16 protein-coding genes and 1 pseudogene are annotated in these 20845 nt (G+C 44.2%); 8 read left to right on the forward strand and 9 right to left on the reverse strand.

Annotation, left to right across the window (positions count from 1 at the left end):
* Positions 1-85: 85 nt before the first annotated feature.
* The 5 genes and pseudogenes from HPY31_RS07260 to HPY31_RS29285 all read right to left on the reverse strand — a co-directional run bounded on the left by HPY31_RS07260 (position 86) and on the right by HPY31_RS29285 (position 5744).
* The gene (locus HPY31_RS07260; RefSeq protein ID WP_172139703.1) at positions 86-3238 is read right to left on the reverse strand and encodes a hybrid sensor histidine kinase/response regulator; all 3153 of its coding nucleotides are present in this window, start codon (positions 3236-3238) and stop codon (positions 86-88) included.
* 153 nt (positions 3239-3391) lie between these two features.
* Entirely contained in the window at positions 3392-4249 is an 858-nt protein-coding gene (locus HPY31_RS07265; RefSeq protein WP_172139705.1) for a class I SAM-dependent methyltransferase, read from the reverse strand.
* A gap of 263 nt (positions 4250-4512) precedes the next feature.
* Positions 4513-5262, reverse strand: a complete 750-nt coding sequence (locus tag HPY31_RS07270) for a CsxC family protein (protein ID WP_016739439.1) — start codon at positions 5260-5262, stop codon at positions 4513-4515.
* A 139-nt stretch (positions 5263-5401) separates the two neighbouring features.
* Positions 5402-5587 (reverse strand): annotated as a pseudogene (locus HPY31_RS29280) (DUF7852 domain-containing protein); the annotation flags it as partial.
* A gap of 37 nt (positions 5588-5624) precedes the next feature.
* Positions 5625-5744 (reverse strand): DUF7852 domain-containing protein, encoded by a 120-nt coding sequence (locus tag HPY31_RS29285; RefSeq protein WP_483297061.1) that lies wholly within the window; start codon positions 5742-5744, stop codon positions 5625-5627.
* Between the two features lie 777 nt (positions 5745-6521).
* Here HPY31_RS29285 and HPY31_RS28610 point away from each other — a divergent pair.
* The 4 genes from HPY31_RS28610 to HPY31_RS07285 all read left to right on the forward strand — a co-directional run bounded on the left by HPY31_RS28610 (position 6522) and on the right by HPY31_RS07285 (position 13220).
* On the forward strand, positions 6522-6689 hold the full coding sequence (locus HPY31_RS28610; RefSeq protein ID WP_235442575.1) for an FDLD family class I lanthipeptide: 168 nt from the start codon (positions 6522-6524) through the stop codon (positions 6687-6689).
* A 145-nt stretch (positions 6690-6834) separates the two neighbouring features.
* Positions 6835-10056: a lantibiotic dehydratase gene (locus HPY31_RS07275; RefSeq protein ID WP_172139717.1), complete on the forward strand. Its 3222-nt coding sequence runs from the start codon at positions 6835-6837 to the stop codon at positions 10054-10056.
* Complete coding sequence (locus tag HPY31_RS07280) at positions 10046-11359, forward strand: lanthionine synthetase C family protein (protein WP_172139719.1); 1314 nt, start codon at positions 10046-10048, stop codon at positions 11357-11359. The genes HPY31_RS07275 and HPY31_RS07280 overlap by 11 nt, the downstream gene beginning before the upstream one ends.
* Before the next feature lie 19 nt (positions 11360-11378).
* Positions 11379-13220 carry an ABC transporter ATP-binding protein gene (locus tag HPY31_RS07285; protein ID WP_172139721.1) on the forward strand — a complete coding sequence of 614 codons (1842 nt, stop codon included), beginning with the start codon at positions 11379-11381 and terminating at the stop codon, positions 13218-13220.
* A 384-nt stretch (positions 13221-13604) separates the two neighbouring features.
* Here the strand turns inward: HPY31_RS07285 and HPY31_RS07295 are convergent, their stop codons facing one another.
* The 3 genes from HPY31_RS07295 to HPY31_RS07305 all read right to left on the reverse strand — a co-directional run bounded on the left by HPY31_RS07295 (position 13605) and on the right by HPY31_RS07305 (position 16039).
* Complete coding sequence (locus tag HPY31_RS07295; protein ID WP_172139725.1) at positions 13605-14345, reverse strand: ATP-grasp domain-containing protein; 741 nt, start codon at positions 14343-14345, stop codon at positions 13605-13607.
* 74 nt (positions 14346-14419) lie between these two features.
* Positions 14420-15139, reverse strand: a complete 720-nt coding sequence (locus HPY31_RS07300; protein WP_172139730.1) for a hypothetical protein — start codon at positions 15137-15139, stop codon at positions 14420-14422.
* 57 nt (positions 15140-15196) lie between these two features.
* Positions 15197-16039 (reverse strand): helix-turn-helix transcriptional regulator, encoded by an 843-nt coding sequence (locus HPY31_RS07305; RefSeq protein ID WP_172139732.1) that lies wholly within the window; start codon positions 16037-16039, stop codon positions 15197-15199.
* A gap of 133 nt (positions 16040-16172) precedes the next feature.
* Here HPY31_RS07305 and HPY31_RS07310 point away from each other — a divergent pair, with 133 nt between their 5' ends.
* On the forward strand, positions 16173-16913 hold the full coding sequence (locus HPY31_RS07310; protein WP_172139734.1) for an SDR family oxidoreductase: 741 nt from the start codon (positions 16173-16175) through the stop codon (positions 16911-16913).
* A gap of 87 nt (positions 16914-17000) precedes the next feature.
* Here HPY31_RS07310 and HPY31_RS07315 read toward each other — a convergent pair whose 3' ends face one another.
* Complete coding sequence (locus HPY31_RS07315; RefSeq protein WP_172139736.1) at positions 17001-17579, reverse strand: TMEM175 family protein; 579 nt, start codon at positions 17577-17579, stop codon at positions 17001-17003.
* A gap of 207 nt (positions 17580-17786) precedes the next feature.
* Here HPY31_RS07315 and HPY31_RS07320 point away from each other — a divergent pair, with 207 nt between their 5' ends.
* From HPY31_RS07320 to HPY31_RS07330, 3 genes are all read left to right on the forward strand, one after another.
* Positions 17787-18242, forward strand: coding sequence for a tellurite resistance TerB family protein (locus HPY31_RS07320; RefSeq protein ID WP_172139738.1), 456 nt, complete (start codon positions 17787-17789; stop codon positions 18240-18242).
* A gap of 82 nt (positions 18243-18324) precedes the next feature.
* On the forward strand, positions 18325-19530 hold the full coding sequence (locus tag HPY31_RS07325; protein ID WP_172139740.1) for an HpcH/HpaI aldolase/citrate lyase family protein: 1206 nt from the start codon (positions 18325-18327) through the stop codon (positions 19528-19530).
* Positions 19463-20842: a phosphoribosyltransferase family protein gene (locus HPY31_RS07330; protein WP_253901707.1), complete on the forward strand. Its 1380-nt coding sequence runs from the start codon at positions 19463-19465 to the stop codon at positions 20840-20842. The genes HPY31_RS07325 and HPY31_RS07330 overlap by 68 nt, the downstream gene beginning before the upstream one ends.
* The last annotated feature ends 3 nt before the right edge of the window (positions 20843-20845 follow it).

Raw genomic sequence — 20845 nt, forward strand, 5'->3', positions numbered from 1 at the left:
CAGTGAGTAGAACCCGAGCAATCGGAATTCGTTATTGTCACCATAAGTTTTACTAATCGTTGGAAAACAACAAAGAACCCCGATCCTACGATAAGGAATCGGGGTATTTTTCACTCAAATTCTTGCTATTCAACTTGTTGCGTACATGAAAAGTTACCTTTGTCCCTGTACCTTGCGTACTTTCGATATGAAGCCCTGTTCCGAAGTGCCGTTTTAACCGCTGATCGGTATTGATCAATCCAACTCCTGACCTGCTATCTGCTTTTCTTTCTAACAGTCGTTGTATTTGATCTTCGTCCATTCCGATCCCATCGTCTTCAACGGTTATTTCCACATGCGTTTCCTGAACAGAAATCCGAATCGTAATTTCCCCCCCACGAATGCGGTTCATCACACCATGTTTGATCGCATTTTCAACGAGAGGCTGGATCGTAAGAAAGGGGATTTTTACATCCTCACAGTCATCTATCTCCCAAACAACTTGCAGTCTTTCTTCAAACCGAACCTTTTCAATATACAAGTAAGAGCGCACCAGACCTAGCTCCGTTTCGATCGGAACAAGCCCGTCCATATCTTCAAATTTGAATTTATTCCTCAAAAAATTGCTAAACTCGTAAAGCAAATCGCGCATCTTATCCAAATTAATGTCACTTAAAGCTGTTACTGCGCTCAACGCATTAAATAAAAAATGAGGCTGGATTTGCGCTTGCAGCCATGCAGCTTCTAATCGCAGTTGTTCCCGGACGGATTGTTTAATCGTAGTGAGCGCTTCGATCCGCGATTTTATTTCCATTCCCTCGATTGGTTTGGTCACGTAATCGTTTGCTCCCGCTAAAAAACCACTTTGAATATCTTTAGGTTGGCTTCTTGCGGTAAGGAGCAAAACAGGGAGCTCCGTGAGTGTAAACCGCTCGCGGATCATTCTTGTCAGCTCATAACCGGACATCTGCGGCATCATAATATCGGAGATGACCAGATCCCATTCCCCTGTGTCCAATATAGCTAATGCTTCCTTCCCACTGGTCACCATTGTTACCTCATATTCGTCTGGAGGTAGTATGGCTTCCAGCACCTGAAGGTTAACAGGGTCATCATCCACAATTAACAGGCGCGGACGATCGCGATTTACTTCCAATAAAGTTGTTGGTTTCGTAGCCCAAGAGCTCTCCGCTTTTTCCTGAATCGGCATAGGTTGTACGACTGACGGTTCGAATGACCGAGAAACAGCTACCTCTTCCTCTGCTTCCATATGTGCCAGCTGTAACGAAAAGGTAAATGTCGAGCCTTCTCCTAAAACGGAGGACACATCCAACGTACCTCCATGGAGCTCAACCAGCTGCTTGCTTATACTCAGACCTAACCCAAAGCCACCTTCAATCATGGTCTCGCTCGTGCTGGCTTGCTCATACGGGTGGAACAGGCGCTTTTTCATGTCCTCGTCCATTCCGATTCCTGTATCATGAATCTCAATAAAAGCTCTTCCGTCCTTGGCAAACGCTTGAATGGAAACGATCCCTTCATTCGTATATTTCACAGCATTGTGAAGTAAATTGAAAACGATTTGAATCATCCGGTTCTCATCCGCATGTACAGGCGGAAAATCTTCAGGGATTTCATTTGCGATTTTTACAGACTTCACTTCTGCGTTAAATTGCAGCATATCAAGTACCCCAGTCACGATGGGCTGAATCCATATGGCTTTTTTCTGTAAGCGCGGGTTGCCTTCCTGTAAACTCATCACATCAATCAAATCATTTAATATCAAGGTCAGCCGTCTTCCTACAGATAAAACCGTTTCAAGCTCTTTGATACTCCTTTCCTGCAACAAATGTCGCTCCCGATTTAAAACAGATTGTGACATGTTCAGAATGCTATGGAGTGGATTTTTAAATTCATGTGAAGTGTTCGCCAGAAATTGATCCTTATGGTCATTCATTCTTTGCAAGGTTGCAGCAATTTCTTTTGTATTGGCATGCATGATGAAATAACCCTTAAACCATACCGTGGCTAAGCACCCCATCGAAATAATCAGATCAAATGGATAGTAGACAAGACTCATACCGCTTTCCCGCCAGATTAACGACCAAATAAAATGGTGAAGCAACGCAAGAAATGAAAAAGGCAGTAAAAGATTGCCCTTGATGTCTTTGATCAATTTCCTAAGGATGGTTATCAACGTGATCACTGCAGCAATACCGGCCACCAGAAAATAAACTGGAAATAACATCGTCACCTGATCAGGGTCTAAAAACAACGTAATGCCAGCAGTCCCAAGATTGATCACCCTGTATACAGGATACATCCTGCTCCAATAAGGAAGTTCGCGATGATTCATACACTCCAACAAAGCATAGGCCCCAATAACGAGGGCGAAATTCGTTAATCGAAAATCCCACTCAATGCCGATGTAAAATAATTGGTGGAACAGCTTCTCATCATTGCTTAACACGCTAGTAAGCGCTATACATAATGTCAGCAAAGAAAAATACAGCAGATTCTTTTTCTTATCTCCCAGTAAAAACAAAATAAACGCATAAGCAGAATGTAGGAGAAATATCATGGCTGCCAGAAGCTGTGTAGAAACGGAGACTTTTATTTCCTTTGCAATGGCTTCTTCTGAACCAAATTTAATGGATCGAACAATGCCGCTGCTTCGACCATCCACATAATTTGCCGCCTGAATGACGATGTCAATTACGCCGTTTTCGTCTGCCGTAAAGGTTGAAGAATAAGGCAGATTTTTCGCAATATATTCATCCTCCGACTCCCCCACCTGCCCGGATTTTGCAAGCAAACGACCGTTTACGTATAATTCCGATGCCGTGCGCACGCTGGGTACACGAATGCTATAATTCAGGTCCTTTTCTGGATTTACATACAGCCGCAAGCGATATGAAGCAAATCCATAGGGAGTTGACTTGTCTGTATGCAAAGCTTCATTCCATCTTCCTGGAACCTGAATAAGCGATGGCCCCTTCTCGTTTACACCTTGTTGCCGTCTGCCATCCATCAGCCATTGATAGGGGTAAAACTCCCACTCCCCATCTAGTAAGAGAGTGTCGCCACCTTCTGCATTCCAATCACGCAAATCGAATTGCCCATTCTTAATGTCCGCTTGTTGATCACGAAACGATTCCATCCACAAAATCCGCGCACCGGATAGGATGATGAGTAATAACCCGAGTAATAGTAGGATATGGCTCTTTTTTATTTGGTATTTGGGTGAATGATTTGCCAAGAAGTATTCCTCTCCTAGTCAGTTTCTTCTCTGACATTCAAATAGAACCTTTCCATAATTTAGCATACGGATTATGACAGAGAAATACAGTTTCCATAGAAAAAGCTACGTTTATCTGAAAGACAACGTAGCTTCTCAATAGAAGTTATCACTCTATGTAGTGGCTATCAGGAATTCTTCTCCGCTTGGCAACGAAAGACCATCGCTGCGGCCGGTAAAGTAGCGCTGGTTAAGTTCTGCCGAGGATACATGCTGGACTTTTCGGAAACCAGCTTCGCTGGCCAGTGACAGCATCTCCGGCGGTGTGAAAAAGCTGATGAAAGGCGTGCCGCTTGACCGCGCTCCCTTTTCTGCCTCTTCAACTTCGGGACGTTTCTTTGTTTCTGTAAAGGTAAAGGGGAGCAAAAACGTCATAGCTAGCGTGGAGCCTGGAGCAAGCGTCGCTACTTGGCGCAGCGTAGCCATAATCGCATCCTTTGTAAGGTACTGGGTGACGCCAGTGGATGCTACCACCGCTGGTCGGCTAGCATCAAAGCCAGAGTCCTTTAGTTGCTCCCACCAGGACGAGCCTGCCTCGAAGTCAACGGGTACGAGTCGTAACCACTCGGGGATGCCAAAGCCCAGCTCGTTCAAGCGTTGCTTCTTCCAACCCTGCGTGTCTGGCTGATCTACCTCGAAAATCCGCATCTGAGAGGCGGTTTCCGGTCGGCGCTGAGCAAAGCTGTCGAGGCCAGCGCCAAGGATAACGTACTGGGTGACCCCTTGTCCAAGCTGTTCGGTGACCAAATCCTCAATAAAGCGAGCACGAGCCACGATAGATGCTCGAAATCCGCTGGTGCTCTTTGGGTCCATGTCGGGACGTTGGCGCCAGTCGCCTTCCGGGGCCACCAGTCGCAGACCGATCTCGTCTTCTAGCACATGCGGTGGAGAATCGATCTGTGCGTGCAATGCCCGCCACAACGCGACCCGCACCGCCGTGTGGTCTGGCACCGTAGTTTGCTTATCATGCATGACTGCTCTCTCTCCTATCGATTCGTTTCCTTCTCGTTTTCGATACAAAATGACTTCATTTTTAATATGCTCCCATTTAATAGGACAATCCTGACAAATAGCAATTCAATACTTCCAGACCACTCTCCTCCCTAGACTTAGCTTCACCTAGTCTCAGTTGCATCGATGAAAGGTATTGTCCGCACCATCACCTTCACAGGAATGCAAAAAGGCCATTCCCCCGGCCGTTTGGCCGATGGGGAATAACCTTCTTAGATAAAAACCTATTCTTCACAACCAACTGTACCTGCAGGAGGAATTGCAATTTGTTGTGTAGCAGCAATTAATAGCTGTTGTGTTTGTAACACTTTTACAGTAAGGTCTAGGACAATTTTTTCAGTCAGGCTATTAAACGTTCCCTCAGGTGTTGCTATAACCGGTGAAAAATCAAGTTCATAGAAGTTAGCAGCTACCAACTCACCAAATGGTTGTTCGTTGTATTTCACAAGATTTTGGAAGAAATTTTTATCCAAACGTGGAACTTGGCCATCCGTCTCATTAAGGAAAAATGCTTTACTCGCCTCAGAGATACCAATAATTGGCCTTGTTAAAAATGTTGTGATGTCAGCAAATCCTGTAAAAGGAACATCCGCAATTGTATCTAGAAGTGCTCCAGTACATGCAGCAGAAGCATATTCAATATTTTTGCGAATGAATCCTCCTACAAATAACTTGGCTCTTGTAACATTGAAAAAGTCTGTAGTACCAATACGCGTAAATGCGACAGGAACAAGTTTAACCTGATTCAGAAATACATTTTTTACCACTCTCTTAATCTCAGTTGCTGGTGGGTTAAGTGGAATATTTGCTTCTACAACGATCTGAAGTGTTGGCTCTACAAGTACAACTGGAACTTTAATGGTTGGTACAGCTGCTTGAGAAATGATCGTGGTTGGTTCGACGGTTAATGGAATTTGTTCTGTCGAAACCACTGGACATGCGGGGGTCACTTGCTCTGGTTTGATGACGCTCATAATTGGAAATCAACTCCAATTTCAAATTTGAGTGTTTTAAACTCACTATCACTATATTCCGCATTCCTTTTTTAGTAAGGGCAATTCTCTTAGATAACATAACCATTTTACATGAGTAGGTGTTTGATTACGTTATCACTTAAATTTTAGCATCATCATAATTTATTCTAACTGATTGAACTTGTAGTATGTGAACAACTAATTCTAATGCTATTTTTTGACGTAATTGGTGATAATTCATTACTGACTCTTTTTGAATTGTAGTACCATTTGTTTTGTCAGCGACAGAATACTCGATATTTTGATGTATATATCCCTCCAGGAATAAATTCCCCTCGGGCCTTTCTTGTTTTTTCCTCTAATCATGGATGAAATTGAGTAGGAACTAATCTGCACTCTTTAAGGATTACCTCATTTGAGATTCCTTTAATACCCAGCATCTCTTCTTCAAACATAATATCCTCATCTAGAGGTATTTTGATCTATACCGCCAAAAATGGGGGTTGGTAAAAAGCGAGCTCTTTTGGCGCATGCCGCAAATCCTCTTCTTCTTTAAGTACGGCTAAGCTCTCCTCACCTCTGGTTTATGTAAGACAGCCGTTTTTTGATATTTTTGCAGGTTCAGCTTCTCAACGATTGTTTTCGACACGATGGATCTTCCCCTTTGATTTCATCGTACGACTCGGAGCCAAGCCTGCCTTACTTTATTCCTGTAAGCAATTCTCTCGCAGAATTCCTCTTAATGTGTAATTTTCTGGTAAAACGCCCCGAAATTACTCGATTAATCTTTTTTTACGAGTCATACTTCCATTCATTATTCGACATTTTTCGATTATTTCTTATCACGAAATAACTTTATATAAATACAAATTCATTTAGTTCTTTTAAAATTTTTTTCTCATTTACAACACTTTTGTCGAGCTTGCGTGCTGCATAAAAAACCTTACTGAGATCCCACCAAGGGCTTATTACTCGTTCCCTAATCAACCCCCTCCGTATTTGGAATTAAATCTCTAGATCCATTCCATAAATTATCGATGGTATATTTTTTCAGCAAACTAATGTTTTATTCAGAATTTTAAGATATATCGAAAAATGTTGAAAATGTTGCGTTGAGTTTTATCGAAATATTTGCTTTAATCATTTTGGAATAACTGGGTATATTTTCCTCTACCCATTACTCTTTGTGCTCCACATTGTCAGCTTTATCACTCATCTAAAACTATTAAAAATTGGGGGAACCGGAAATGAACAAAGACATGTTTGATTTGGATGTACAAGTAAACGCAGTAGGCTCTAATGGCGCTGAACCTAACACAGTAAGAACTACATTGTGTTGGGTTACCAGAGTAACTTGCAAAAGCACTTGCACTTGCGTATGTACGGCTATGTGTACACCAGGTTGCCCATTCTCCGACGAGAAATAGGATAACGTCCAACTAAAAACCAATGTGGAGCACAAATCTTCTGGGGCAGTAGCCCCAGCTATATGGATAGTAAATGCGTGGTGCAAGACGTTTCTACCACCAGCATTTACTATCCTTTCCCCATTTACAAAAGGAGGGATCTAAGGTGGAACGTCAGTCAAAAGTGAAAAAACACGCAAAGAAAGAATCCCGATCCTTTTTTCGAACGATGGATTTTTTCATGCTTCGAACGCCATTGTTGCCTATACATATGTTTTTAGAGTTATGTCATTCCGATTGGAAACTGGAAAATCTCGATCCAAGAAAACAAGCCATCATTCGAGAGTGCCTTGCCGTTGCCAGTCCTTCGTTGCTTGAATCGCTAAGCAAACTGGAGCAGTCTGACCGTGAGCAGCTTGAGCAAGTTTCAAGGAGCTTGCTCCGATATGGAATCCGAATGAGTACGCGTTCGACGCCATTTGGACTATTTTCCGGAATAGCCTACGGATATTTTGATTCAAACACCAATCTCCTTGTAAACAAAATGGAGCAGCATACAAAACGGAGCCGCCCCGACATGGAATGGCTCCTGAAAATCATTCAATCTCTGGAAGAGAATCTAGATGTGGTCAAGCAGCTTCGCATCCAGGCAAACACAATGTCTGAGGTCGTGGGTAATCGGTTGTCACTACCGTATATTACGCGATACGGTCAGAATCACAATGGCTACCAAATAGAAAATTCCTCGATTGCGATGAATGATTTGATTGCTCTCGTTTTACAAAATGCAAGAGAACCGATCCTGTTTATGGAATTATTGCAAATCATTAAACAATCGTACCCCGATACGGAAGACAGCCGAATTGAATCCTTTTTGTTTCAGCTGATCAAGAATGAGTTTCTGTTCACAAGCCTTCGCCCGCGTCTCACTCATTCATCGCCGTTTGATCATCTGCTGGCGGTATTGGATCGAGTTGAAGGTATAGATGAACTGTACCAGCAACTGCTGTCGATCAGGCAGGAAATCATCGCTTATGACCAGCTGAAAATTGGCGAAGGAGAAACACATTTGCTCTCCATGCTCTCCAAAATGAAATCGGTAGAGTCATCGTCGTCACAGTTGCAGGTAGATTTATCATTGTCAACTGAGCAGGTGACGCTTCCGAAATCGATTGCCAAGGATCTGAGCAAAGCAGCAGAACTGCTGTGGAGACTATCACCCACTCATGTTGGATGGCCCCATTTGGCGGAATATAAGGACTCTTTTATTGAACGATACGGTTTTGAACGAGAAGTTCCCTTACTTGATTTACTAGATGAAAACAGGGGGTTAGGTGCTCCTGCCACCTATGAAAATCCCATGAGCAAAAGAAACTATACCCCCTCTAGCCATGACAAGATAAATGAGAAAATACTATTACAATTGTTGTCCCACTCGCTTTTGACAGGATGCAAGGAAATAGAATTGACAGACGATCTGATCGAAAAGCTGGAGCCGGTATCACCTAAATGGGAGCATGTCCCGCTTTCGATGGAATTGTATGCCTCCCTGTTTGCCCCTTCACCAGAAGCCATGGATAACGGTGATTTCACTATTCATATTGGTGGGAATACCGGATCTACGCTGGCCGGAAAATCTTTTGGACGATTCACTGACATGCTTGGAGAGTCGTTCGAAGAAAAACTGGAGCAGATCAATCAGGAACACCAGAAGGCATACCCGGACAGTATATTTGCTGAAGTTGTTTACTTTCCACGGCACGGAAGAATCACCAATGTCGTTCTCTCAAAGAGCAAACGGAAATACGAGATTTTGATCGGAGCCCCCTCTACCGAACATCACTCCTTAAACATTCCCTTGTCTGATTTGGTTGTAGGGGCTACATCGGATTCCTTTTATTTAAAGTCTCGATCAATGAATAAGGAAGTCATTCCTGTTACCGGCCATATGCTTAACTACGTAGGCTCCGTTCCCAATGTATATCGTTTTCTGTGCGAATTAGGGATGGCAAAGCAGCGAAATTGGATGCCTTTCAGCTGGGGCAGCTTTCGTCACGCTCCTGTCCTGCCTCGTCTGCGTTACGGAAAGATTATACTGGTACCAGCTACATGGAATGTAGATCCAGCATTATTGTCTGTTTCCAAAAAAGACAGAAAAGAAGACTGGATGGAAGCCGTTCAAATCTGGAAACGTCAATACCAAGTTCCAGATTACGTGTATATCACCGACCATGACAACAAAATGCTGCTCGATCTAAAAAGTGAAAGACATCTCACTGAGTTGATCCGGGAGCTTCAAAAGCTGAAATCTGGTGAGGCTCTCGTTCTGACAGAAGTAGGTGCTGAACTAAAGGACTGTGTAGTTGAAGGGGAAGACGGTGCCTTTCATATGGAGTGTGTCTTCCCACTTGTAAAAAATACTCCCGTCGAAGCATCTGTAACCGAATCGGTTTCTGTGGTCACAGGGGTACAGCCCCGTCGCGCATTTATTTCTGATCAAGAACGATTGAAAATGCCAGGTAGTGATTGGCTATTCTACAAGCTTTACTGTGACGAAACCAGGATGGATGAGTTCATTGCCTTTCCACTTCAGATTTTATGCGAAGCGATGCTCACAAAAGGGGCTTGTCAAAAGGTATTCTTCATGAGGTACACCGATCCGAAGCCTCATATCCGTCTGCGTTTTCAAGCGACATCCATCGAAGGGCTGCAATCTATTTTCTCAGAAATGTATCCATGGACATATGAAATGCAAAAGCAAGGCTATCTGTCCAAAACAACTATCGATACTTATGACCCTGAAATTGAACGATATGGTGGACCTCAATTGATTCCCCTGGCAGAAGAGCTATTTTTCATGGACAGTATGGTTGTGGCTCAATGGCTACAACTGCATCGTACAAAGCAGATGAATATACCATTGGAGAAGGTTGCAGTAATCAGCATCATCGACCTTTTGCATCAATTCTTGCATACGATCGACGAAAAGCTAAATTTCCTGAACAGAATCGTTTCGTATAAAGCCTACCTCGATGATTTCCGCACAGACAGAGAGTTCTACCTGAAAGCGGGACGCTATACGAATGATTGGCAAGAGCTGAAGCTGTTAGAGGGTGGTTCCGTTCTCCACCAGCTTTTCCAAGTCAGATCAGAGGCGATCAACAACTTTTCCACGGTCATGCATTCACTGAAAGCCCAATCGGAGCTGTATAATTCGCAGGAGCAAATCATAGGCAGCATCATCCATCTGCATATAAATAGGCTGCTTGGAGTAGATCGGGAACAGGAAAGGAAAGTGATGACCTTGGCCCGCCATACTCTGCACAACTTGCGATATTTCCTGTTGCAAGAGGAAAGTCACACAAAGGAGACTGCGCATGCTTTCTAATACAAAGAGCTGGCAACCAATTCATAACGTTACGCTGATTAACAATATTGAGTACGTCGTAAAGCAGGTAGCCCGTAAGCTTCAATTTCCTCACGAGGTCCTGGGCGAACCTGTTCCCGGTACAGACTCGCTTGCCTCTGGTGCATTGGGCATCGTCCTCTTTTATGCGGAATTGGATCGACTGTACCCCGATGAGCAATGGGATGTCGTCGCACATAACTATTTGGTACATGTACAAGCCGTGATTAACGCAGATATGTTTGATTCGTTTTCCCTGTGGAGTGGTTTATCCGCAGCACCTGTGGTCGCCTCCATTCTTGCCCGTGATCGAGGGAGATACCAAAATTTCATCGAAAAACTGCATATTCTCATACAGCCTGCGATTGATGAGTTCATTGACCAAGCTCGAGGGCGAATCGGGAACAATTTATTCATGTCTGATTACGATATAATAGAAGGATTAGCTGGTATCGGTCGATATCTTCTTTTCTTTAAAGAGCAGCCGGCATGTAAAGAAAACCTTAACAAAGTATTGTCATATATTATACAATTAACTAAAAATATCCAATTAGCTGACGAGAGTGTTCCAGGCTGGCATATCAGGAGCGAGAATCAGTTTTTGGAATTTGAAAAAAAGAGATACCCAAATGGCAACTTTAATCTCGGAATTTCCCACGGGATTGCTGGTCCGTTTGCCTTGCTCTCTCTTGCTTTATTAGAAGGAGTAGAGGTGGAGGGACAACGAGATGCCCTTCGCAAGCTATGTTCCTATTATGAGAAGTGGAAAACGGAAGACGAGCATGGGCCAATTTGGCCGGAGAGAATCAGTTTTGAAGAAGAAATATGCGGACAGATGCAGAACCATTTTGCCTATAATCCATCATGGTGCTACGGGGAACCAAGCATAGCACGAGTATTGTGGCTGGCTGGTGATGCATTGAGCGACACTGAGATCCAGTCTTTGGCTCAACAAACTTATCTCTCACTTGTCCAGCGACCAGTGGAATCGCTCGGTTTCGAATCCCCGACGTTTTGTCATGGCTATGCTGGTACACTTTGGATGCTACAACGAATGATGATGGACACGGGCCCTGATGCTTTTGAAGCATACCGCGATAAACTGGTAAACCAGATTCTGAGCGATTTCAACGATAATCATACTTACGGATTTCAAGACGTTGAGCATGGACAATTTCGGGACCTGCCAGGATTGTTGGTCGGTGCAGCAGGAGTAGCACTTGTCTTACTAAGCTGCCTGAGTATGGATGAACCCGAATGGGACTGCATTTTTTTGCTTAAATAGCTGAGGCAGGGGAGACTACATGTACGGACCAACAGAGGATTTGTTTACCCTAAAAACTGTCATCCAGTCTTTTCGAAACTGGCCGAAAATTTTTCGCCTTTTCTGGACTGTACAAAAAGGATATTTTATAACCATTGTCATTCTGAATATACTCCAAGGGCTGTTTCCTGTTGGTATGCTGTATGTTACCCAGGAACTTGTTAACGCTGTTTCTAGTGGAGTAAGCCAAGAAGGGGATACTGTCTTAATCAGCTTCCTTTTCTTCATTTCCTTCATTTTAGTAAAACAACTCGTTACCCTCATTCAGAATTATGTCGAAGGATTGTTTCAATCCCTGCTATCAAATCGCCTCCGTGAAATGGTGTTGGAAAAAGCAAATTCGATGGGGTTAGCTGATTTTGAAAATGCAGACGTGCAAGATCAGCTAAAACGTGCACAACAAGAAACTAGCTACCGTCCCTATCAGATTTTTGAGCTGGTTCTTAGTATTGTATCCAGTGTTATTTCCCTAGTATCTACTTCGCTGTTTCTCATCTTTTGGAAGTGGTGGGTTGTTTTCATTCTGGTTTTGTTTCCTCTTATCTCCTTCTATTCCTATTTGCGATTAAGTCAACAGGAGTTCTATATTCGTTGGAGCAGAGCTGAAAGAGAAAGAAGAGGCTGGTACATCAGTCACTTATTAACCCACGATCGAGCATTTAAGGAAGTACAAATTTATAAACTTGGCTCCTATCTCATCACACAATTTCGAGATATGATCACGCAGTTTTTTTATGAAGACAAAAAGATCGCCACAACTCGTTTGAAGACCTCACTTGTTTTCGAAAGCTTGACGATTGCGATGATTGGTTTTATGAGCTTTATCGCTATAAAAGCAGCTTTTCTAAAAGAGATTCTGCTAGGTAATTTGGTTAGTTATATTCAGGGGATTACATTAACCCAAACGACATCGCAGTCGTTGATGCATTCCCTGATCGGACTGTCTCAGCACAATATGTTTGTGGAACAGTTGTTCCTCTTTTTGGAAAGGGATTCATCTGATCCTGTCAAACTACAGAAAGTGGCTATCACTACTCCTCAAGAAAACGCCCCTTTTATTCTTGAAAGTATCGAGTTCGTCAATGTTTCATTTACATACCCGGAAACAGGACGACCCGTTCTTCAAAACCTCTCTTTCAGAATAAGAAAAGGAGAGTCGCTAGCGATTGTAGGGGAGAATGGGTCCGGCAAAACGACATTAGTCAAACTGCTTACCTTGTTATATAAGGATTATGAAGGACAAATACTGATAAATGGAACCGACTTGAACGCTTTTGATTTGGAGCAGATTCGAGCAAAAATCGGGGTCGTCTTTCAAGATTTTATGCAATATGAGATGCCTATTCGTAATAATGTCGGGTTCGGTGATCTTTCTCTTCTTCGCCATGATGAAAAGCTCTATCACGCACTTGAAAAATCAGGCATGCGAAGTTTGGCAGAAGGTCTTGAACAAGGCTTGGATACTCAATTGGGAAAATGGTTCACAGAAGGTCTTCAGTTATCGGGTGGACAGTGGCAACGTATTGCCATTGCTAGAGCTTTCTTCCGAAATGCAGACCTCTATATTCTCGACGAACCAAGTGCAGCACTGGACCCTGTGGCAGAAAAAGAAGTATTTGATGCATTTAACCTGTTGACCAAGGAGCGAATGGGAATTTTTATTTCTCACCGTTACTCATCCGCTCAGTATGCTGATCGAATCATGGTGCTGGATCAAGGGAGAATCGTTGAATTTGGCACCCACTCCGAATTGATCCGTTTACAACAAAAGTATGCGAGCTTGTATAATCTGCAAGCCTCACCCTTTGTTTCCCAAAGTTGACACACACTTTGCTAAAAAGGAGCGGACGACTTTGACTTTTCTTACGGCGCTAATGAGCAGCCTTGCTCACATTGGAGCGATTCATATCGCACTCATCATCTTGATTGTGATTGGGATATGGAAATGGGTTAGCAAGAAGAAGAAGAATGATGATTCTGGGGAAAGTTAACGTAAGCTTGAGAAGCTTTTCTCCATCTGATATTCGCTTGATCTTTAAAAAGAACACATGGTAAAGCTCCAAACCTAGATCATTTTTATTCCTTGTTAGAAGCCGATGGTGTAGGATAAATTGCACGATAGGCTGACGGTTCGGTGCCGAGGCACTGTGAAACGTCAGCCTTTTTGAATTTATTTTGCCTCCTCAGGCATTGTTCGAATCATAAACTATAAGCTTCTTAAATAGTCTTTCGTCCCTGTTAATTCTGACCATCTGGCTGAGAGAAACTTCGCATAGTTTAAAGGCGCGATTCCATAAGTCCCTAAAGAATGACCATCATTAATCTCTACCAGCTTCATATTCCCATCTCGATCAATTCCAAAATCTAAACCATACGCAGCTGGTGCATCAATATAATCCTTAACCGCACTTTTTATAATAGGTAGATCTAATTTTGAATCCCAAACACCCTTGTACTGCCTAATATCTAGTATTTCTCCATATCGAATAAAGCAACGCCATTCCGTCACAAAATCAACGATTTCCGAACACCAAATCTTCGTATCCTCATCCTGTTCAATCAATCCGATAAAATCTTTATATTCTTTTACCACTTTTCCAGCAAATTTTTTTGTTATGTCTTTCGGTTTTACAAAAACATTCCAATCCTGTTTATTTTCAAAAAGCTGTTGGATCGTTGAAGTCCATATTTTCCTGCCAAAATAACTAGATAAAGAATCTGGGTAATCTATCTCTCCTTGGCTTCTTTCTATCCCCAATATTTCAAGACGTTTTCTCACGTTGCCAATACCGCCAACTACTATGTCTTCTGGATTCTTTTCTTTTATTTCATGAATATCATGGAACTTAATGATCTCCCATCCTAATGAAGTGAAACCTTCAAAAGCAATAAATGCATTTACATTGTAGAATTCTCCACTTTTGTTTGCCTGAATATACGCTCTCATTCATATCGCTCCTTCCTTTCTATATTCGATCATTATTTCCTTACCCCCTAAGCCTCTTTCACGCTCTCACCATACTACTCTATCGTTTCATAACGACTATTCTCCATCGCCTGCTTGAGCCATCCATCGATTCGATCCTTAGGCAGCAGGATGTTTCCTCCATAAGCATTATTCGTATGAAAGTCCCAATCTCCATATACGACCATATGGTACTGACTATCTATTCGTTTTACGAGTCCCCATACGCCGATATTCCCCTGCGAACCAGCACTGATAAATAGCCAGTTCTCATAGTTGAATATGTAAGGATCTCCGAACATCTCAAAACCTTCTAAATAACCTGTGCTCCCATCTTTTTCCGGAAACCTCTCGTTGTAATCCTTAATCATCGATACATCTAAAATCTTTACGCACAGCCAAGCTGTAAACTCATTCCGCTCAATGACACGTTCAATGGAACACTGTACAAAAGAAGATTGTTCAATCTCTTCCGGATGAGACTCCCAGCCATTAAAACTGGAGAGTACCGGCGTGTACATGATCCAAAAGGGTTCTCCCATCCTCATATGGAAAGGATGGGAGACCTTCACCGTTCTAACCTGACCTCGCTCAGGCGGGCGATTAGAACGCAGCCAATGTCGCTCATCCAACAGGGGAACTTCGTTTTCAAAATCTGACCATTCCATAATGTCATTTTCGAAGCCAGCAATATCAAACAGCTCACTTTCCATCCTAATGCGCTCTGATACGCCTTTGCATACTCCGCACGCTAAGGCAACGAGCTCTTGTTCCATTTACTTCATCCCCATCCTTTCATCTTACCAATCCTGTCTCTATGAAATAGCGCTGCTTCATGCTAAACGAGACTCGTCTATCAGATCTTTTAACTGTTCATCAGTCCCCGTGTTTTCGATGGGTGTATATACCCTCATCACGAGGTCACCACTTTCAGGTACGGCAAAAGAATGGTAACGAAAACTCAACAGACCAGCTTTCGGATGATGGATCACTTTTTCCCCTTTCGAAGTCCCGGATACATCATGTCTTCGCCACCACACTCTAAACTCCTCACTCTGTTCACACAATTTGTCAACGAATTCCCGATACCACGAATCATTCATGTACAAGGCGTATCGGCTTCTAAAATGTGCCAACAGCATCGTAGCGACGTTTTCCCAATTCACAATGCGAGCCTCGGTATCCTTCATCATGAAGACTCTCCAAAGTATATTTCTCTCGATCTCTGCTATCTGATTAAAGTCTCCGCAAAGCGTACTTGTCGTTTTGTTCCACGCCGTTACGTTCCAGTGTCTATCGATGACATAGGCAGGGTAGCTTCCCATCCTGTCGAGAATTTGTTGCAAGGCTGGGGAATTTGATTCGTCTACTGTGACGTATGGAACTACAGAACTATTTGCCAATACAAACAAATGATTGCGCTCGTCATGGCTGAGTTGGAGCGTCCGCACCAAGCTCTCCAGCACTTGTTCCGACACCTGAATATCCCTTCCCTGCTCCAGTGCCGTGTACCATGGCAAAGAAATCCCTGACAGAGTCGCCACTTCTTCCCGTCTAAGACCAGGCGTACGACGACGTGCAGTTTCAACAGGTAATCCCGCCTCTTGCGGGGAAAGACGTGAACGGCGGGTCCGGAGAAAGTCAGCTAGCTCCCTTCGTCTTCTTTCATCATTCATACGATCATACACCTCTATATCCTACTAGGATTTATACTACTTTTCCGAATCGTACTGTAAATACAGAGCTGTTTGTCATTTTATGAAGCTGATTATAATCGACTCATCACCTACAGAGAAGGAGGACGATCTTATGGGAAATCTGGAACTTTGCAGTAGTTTGAAAGGCAAGCGTGTTATCCTGCTCGGAGGAACTTCTGGAATGGGATTTGCGACAGCGGAAGCCGCTGCGCGGGAAGGGGCCTATGTTGTTGTAGTATCCAGTCGAAAAGAGAGAGTGGACGATGCTGTCTCGCGTCTCCCCCAAGGTACGGAAGGATATGTGGTTGATCTATCCAATGAGGAGCAGATTCGCGTATTTTTCAGCCGTATTGGTGAATTCGATCACTTGGTTTTCACCGCTGGAGAGCCATTTCAGCCCGAAAATCTCAACACGGTTGACATGGAAAAGGCACGCCAATTCTTTACCATCAGGTACTGGGGTGCAGTTATGGCAGCGAAATATGGCTCAGAGAAAATCAGGCATAATGGTTCCATGATTTTTGTTTCCGGCACCGCTTCAGTTCGTCCTCCAAAGGGATTGACGATCGCAGCCAGCATTTGTGGTGCTATCGAGTCTCTGACAAGGGCGCTAGCCGTCGAACTGAGTCCGCTTCGTGTCAACGCTATCCGTTTCGGATTCATGCGTACTGAGTTATGGGACAGTATTCCTGAAGAAGAACGAAACACCATGTACGAGACTGTCGGGAAATCCCTCCCCGTTGGCCGAGTGGGCGAACCCGAGGATGCGGCCGAAGCGTTTCTCTATTTAATGCGTGAGAAATACTCCACCGGTCAGGTCATCGTCGTAGATGGTGGTTCTACGCTGGTATGACAACGAATCCAATCAGCTTTCATCGGGAAATGCCCTCATAATCGAGGGCATTTTCCATGTCGGTCATCCCACTTTTCCCGGGTCCAATTATTCGCTTCTCAAAATGTGCTCGATTCGCTTTTCCGGCACGACCCAAATCGCGGCAACGAGTACGTAAAAGAAGCCGGATACCCATGGACCCACATACGCGGTCAATATCGCGAGCAAATAGAGAACGGGAGATATTTTCACCTTCCAGTCTCTGCCCATTGACTTTACGAATGCAGAATCTCCAGAATGCTGTCTAATGATTGCGAGCTGAAGCATTCTGTAAGAAATCGCTGCAAGCAGAAGAATAATCCCGTACAATGCCATCGGAGTGGGCGCAAACTGGCTTTCCCCCATCCACGCGGTCGTGAAAGGAATAAGGGATAGCCAGAAGAGTAATTTCAAATTCAGCCACATAAGCCTCCCGTTCATTGTGCGAACCATGTGCAGCAGATGATGATGGTTGTTCCAGTAGATGCCGACATAAACGAAACTGAAGATATAACTAAGAACTTTTGGGCCTAGTTCGATTAACGAATGCCAGTCGTGGCCTTCTGGTACTTTGAATTCTAGTACCATAATTGTAATGATAATTGCCAGCACGCCATCGCTAAACGCTTCCATACGGTTTGCTCTCATTTGGTGACCACCTATTTCCCGCTTCAAGCGTTGAATTGATCGAATAGATATCCATAGTTTATTCTAGCTTTTCTTCCTACTGTCAAGCACATATTCTGGGAACCAGAACATTTACATATTATGTATCTCTTTTGCCAAAATATATCTATTGATGTAAGATTGTAGAATAAACGTATAAGTGAGAAATTTGTCGATGGAGGTAATAGAATGTCATTTTCTGGCACATTTACAAATTGGCTTAAAAACACACAAGCATCCTTACGAGACCAGGTAAAGAAGTTTCAGAATCGTGACTTCATGGATGCAGTTGTTGCCGGATGTGCATTGGTTGCGGCCGCTGATGGACACATTGAATCCTCTGAAAAGCAAAAGATGGCCTCTTATATCAATCGAAGTGAAGAATTGAAAGTTTTTGATATGAACGATGTAATTAGCCGCTTCAACCATTTCGTCAGTGGATTTGAATTTGACCACGGCGTCGGGAAGATGGAAGCACTCAAGGCAATCGGCAAAATAAAAAATAATCCGGAAGCAGCACGAGTTCTTATCAGCGTCTGTTGCGCAATCGGTGCCGCTGACGGTGACTTTGATGAAAAAGAGAAAATAGTCGTTCGGGAAATCTGCCAGACCGTTAATTTGAATCCAGGCGATTTCCAGTTGTAACAAGCGAGATTGCCTCGGGCCAAGGGGCAGTCTTGTTTTTTATCAATGGCGAGTTGGGATGAAGAGGGGAGCCGTTTCTTTTATGAGGCATTTTGATTACTTGCTCGAGGACGAAAAAGAAGAATTATTCAGTGTGCACCCCCTTCCGATCAATCGAAACACCGAGAAGGAAGTGCTAGCCCACGCGTTGGGAGCTACACTCTACATGCCCGCCATACGAACCACCATCTCTCATGATGTCATGACGCAAAAGCACGAGGGCTTGGTCTCCATGGTCATCTGCCTGGAAGACGCTATCGGCGATCATGAGGTTACTGAGGCAGAGCAATCGCTGATTCGGCAGGTCCGTGATATTTCCAGCCGTCTACGAAACGGCTTGATCCAGCAGGACGATATACCGATCATGTTCGTGCGTGTCCGGGATGTCCACCAAATGAACCGGCTTGTGGAAGAACTGCAAGAAGATTTGATCAGCCTGACTGGGTTTGTGTTCCCGAAGTTTACAAGCCGCAACGCTGAGGAGTATCTGGAAGCGCTGCAATCGTGCAACCGATACGTTCCTTTCCCTGTGTACGGCATGCCGATTCTGGAGTCCGCCGACATTATTTACAGAGAATCCCGAACAGCCGAGCTGCTGTCGATCAAAAAAATTTTGGACAAATACCGGCACCTCGTCCTGAACGTGCGCATGGGAGCAACTGATTTTTCCAGCCTGTTCGGATTGCGCCGTGGACCGGATGTGTCTATTTATGAGATTTCCACGATTCGCGATTGCATTGGCGACATTGTAAACATGTTCACACGACAGGGCAGTGAATACGTCGTATCTGGTCCAGTCTGGGAGTATTTCGGCAACGGTGAAAGGTTGCTAAAACCACAGCTCCGCCAGTCTCCGTTTGAACAAAAGCTGGGCGGCGCATCAGGGCGCAGACTTCGCCAGCAATTGTTGAATCAGTGGCAAGATGGGCTGATCAAAGAAGTCTTGCTGGACAAGGAAAACGGCCTGACCGGCAAAACGATCATCCACCCAAGCCATATCAAAATTGTCCACTCACTTGCCGTGATTACACGTGAAGAGTACGAGGACGCCAGGGCAATCCTGCAAAGCCAAACAAACGGAGTAACGAAAAGTCACTACGCTAACAAAATGAACGAAATCAAGCCACATACGAGCTGGGCGAAGAAAATAATGATTAAATCACAAGTGTACGGGGTGTTCCATGAGCATAACAACTTTATCAACCTGCTCGCTCGAACAGCAAATATCCAGTTTCAATATTCTCGGTGATTTAAATATCACCATCCACGTTCGACAAAATCCGTACCAGCTTCCATTGGAAGCGCTATTCCAAATGGCTGCCCGAATCAATAAGAAACGAAGCTTCCTGTTTGTCAGCAAGGTTCTGGGAAAGCATTTGCCCGTGCGGCCGTCAGCCTCTGTGCTAAGTGGTATGGCATTGGCGGCACGTCTCCTTGAAGAGTTTTATTCCCAAGAAGTCAGTGATCTTCCGGCGATCGTACAAGGTATCATTCAGCAGGAGAAGAGCGAAGAGATCCTTCACACACTGCTGCAACATCCCCTCGAATTACCCGAGCCCTTGTTGTTCATCGGATTTGCCGAGACTGCCACTGCGCTTGGACACAGCATGTTCAGTGCTTTTGGCAGTAAGGCAGAATACATCCATACAACAAGAGAGCTGATCAAAGAGGTTCCGTCCACGATTGATTTTGAAGAAGAACATTCTCACGCAGTAGCCCATCACTTTTATCCATTGGATAAAAACTTGCTACATTCTGCGTGTCCGATCGTATTAGTAGATGATGAGATTACGACAGGCAAAACAGCGCTTAACATCATTCGCGAGATTCAGCAGCATTTTCCGAGAAAGCAATACATCGTTGCTTCCTTATTGGATTGGCGCTCGCCTGACGATCACCGCAAGTTTCTGGAGCTTGAAGCCGAGCTGGGTATCGAGATCACAGCCATCTCGCTGATTAAGGGAGAGATTGAGGTGAACGGCGTTCTTGGCGAACAGCAGGCTGAGCAGACAAAGCCTGCCTTTGTCCAGACAGAAGCTGAGCCGACTGTCATCACGCTGGAGACCTCCGCGCTAACCAAACTGTCCTTTTCTTCCATCGATCAGACAGGCTTTGTGAATACCTTGCCGTATTTGCAACAAACTGGACGCTTTGGAATGACTTCCGGGCAGCAGCGTCAATTGCATGACACGCTTCGCGAGCTGGGCCAGTTTTTGCAGCAATATCGTAAGGGTACGACCTTGTGTATGGGAACAGGCGAGTTTATGTACGTGCCGATGATGATTGCCGCTTCCATGGGCGATGGGGTTTGGTATCAATCAACGACGAGAAGCCCGATTCATCCGGCAACAAAGGAAACCTATGCCGTTCAAAATGCATTTGCGTACGAAAGTCCGGATGATCCTACTGTTCGCAACTTTATGTACAATATCCCGGAGCAGCGGTATGACGAGCTGTTCCTGTTCCTTGAACGCGGGACAAGCGTGGAGCGGCTGAATAGTCTTTATGCGACCTTGGCCCAACTGCCGATTCCAAACAAGTATCTCGTAATGTTTCGCTAACTG

Source organism: Brevibacillus sp. HB1.3, from assembly GCF_013186635.1.
GTDB lineage: Bacteria > Bacillota > Bacilli > Brevibacillales > Brevibacillaceae > Brevibacillus > Brevibacillus brevis_D.

Coding starts and splice junctions, on each gene's coding strand:
- HPY31_RS07265 (WP_172139705.1), bottom strand. CDS start 4,249: ATGCATGATAAGCAAACTACGGTGCCAGACCACACGGCGGTGCGGGTC.
- HPY31_RS07270 (WP_016739439.1), bottom strand. CDS start 5,262: ATGAGCGTCATCAAACCAGAGCAAGTGACCCCCGCATGTCCAGTGGTT.
- HPY31_RS28610 (WP_235442575.1), top strand. CDS start 6,522: ATGTTTGATTTGGATGTACAAGTAAACGCAGTAGGCTCTAATGGCGCT.
- HPY31_RS07280 (WP_172139719.1), top strand. CDS start 10,046: ATGCTTTCTAATACAAAGAGCTGGCAACCAATTCATAACGTTACGCTG.
- HPY31_RS07285 (WP_172139721.1), top strand. CDS start 11,379: ATGTACGGACCAACAGAGGATTTGTTTACCCTAAAAACTGTCATCCAG.
- HPY31_RS07295 (WP_172139725.1), bottom strand. CDS start 14,345: ATGAGAGCGTATATTCAGGCAAACAAAAGTGGAGAATTCTACAATGTA.
- HPY31_RS07300 (WP_172139730.1), bottom strand. CDS start 15,139: ATGGAACAAGAGCTCGTTGCCTTAGCGTGCGGAGTATGCAAAGGCGTA.
- HPY31_RS07305 (WP_172139732.1), bottom strand. CDS start 16,039: ATGAATGATGAAAGAAGACGAAGGGAGCTAGCTGACTTTCTCCGGACC.
- HPY31_RS07310 (WP_172139734.1), top strand. CDS start 16,173: ATGGGAAATCTGGAACTTTGCAGTAGTTTGAAAGGCAAGCGTGTTATC.
- HPY31_RS07315 (WP_172139736.1), bottom strand. CDS start 17,579: ATGAGAGCAAACCGTATGGAAGCGTTTAGCGATGGCGTGCTGGCAATT.
- HPY31_RS07320 (WP_172139738.1), top strand. CDS start 17,787: ATGTCATTTTCTGGCACATTTACAAATTGGCTTAAAAACACACAAGCA.
- HPY31_RS07325 (WP_172139740.1), top strand. CDS start 18,325: ATGAGGCATTTTGATTACTTGCTCGAGGACGAAAAAGAAGAATTATTC.
- HPY31_RS07330 (WP_253901707.1), top strand. CDS start 19,463: ATGAGCATAACAACTTTATCAACCTGCTCGCTCGAACAGCAAATATCC.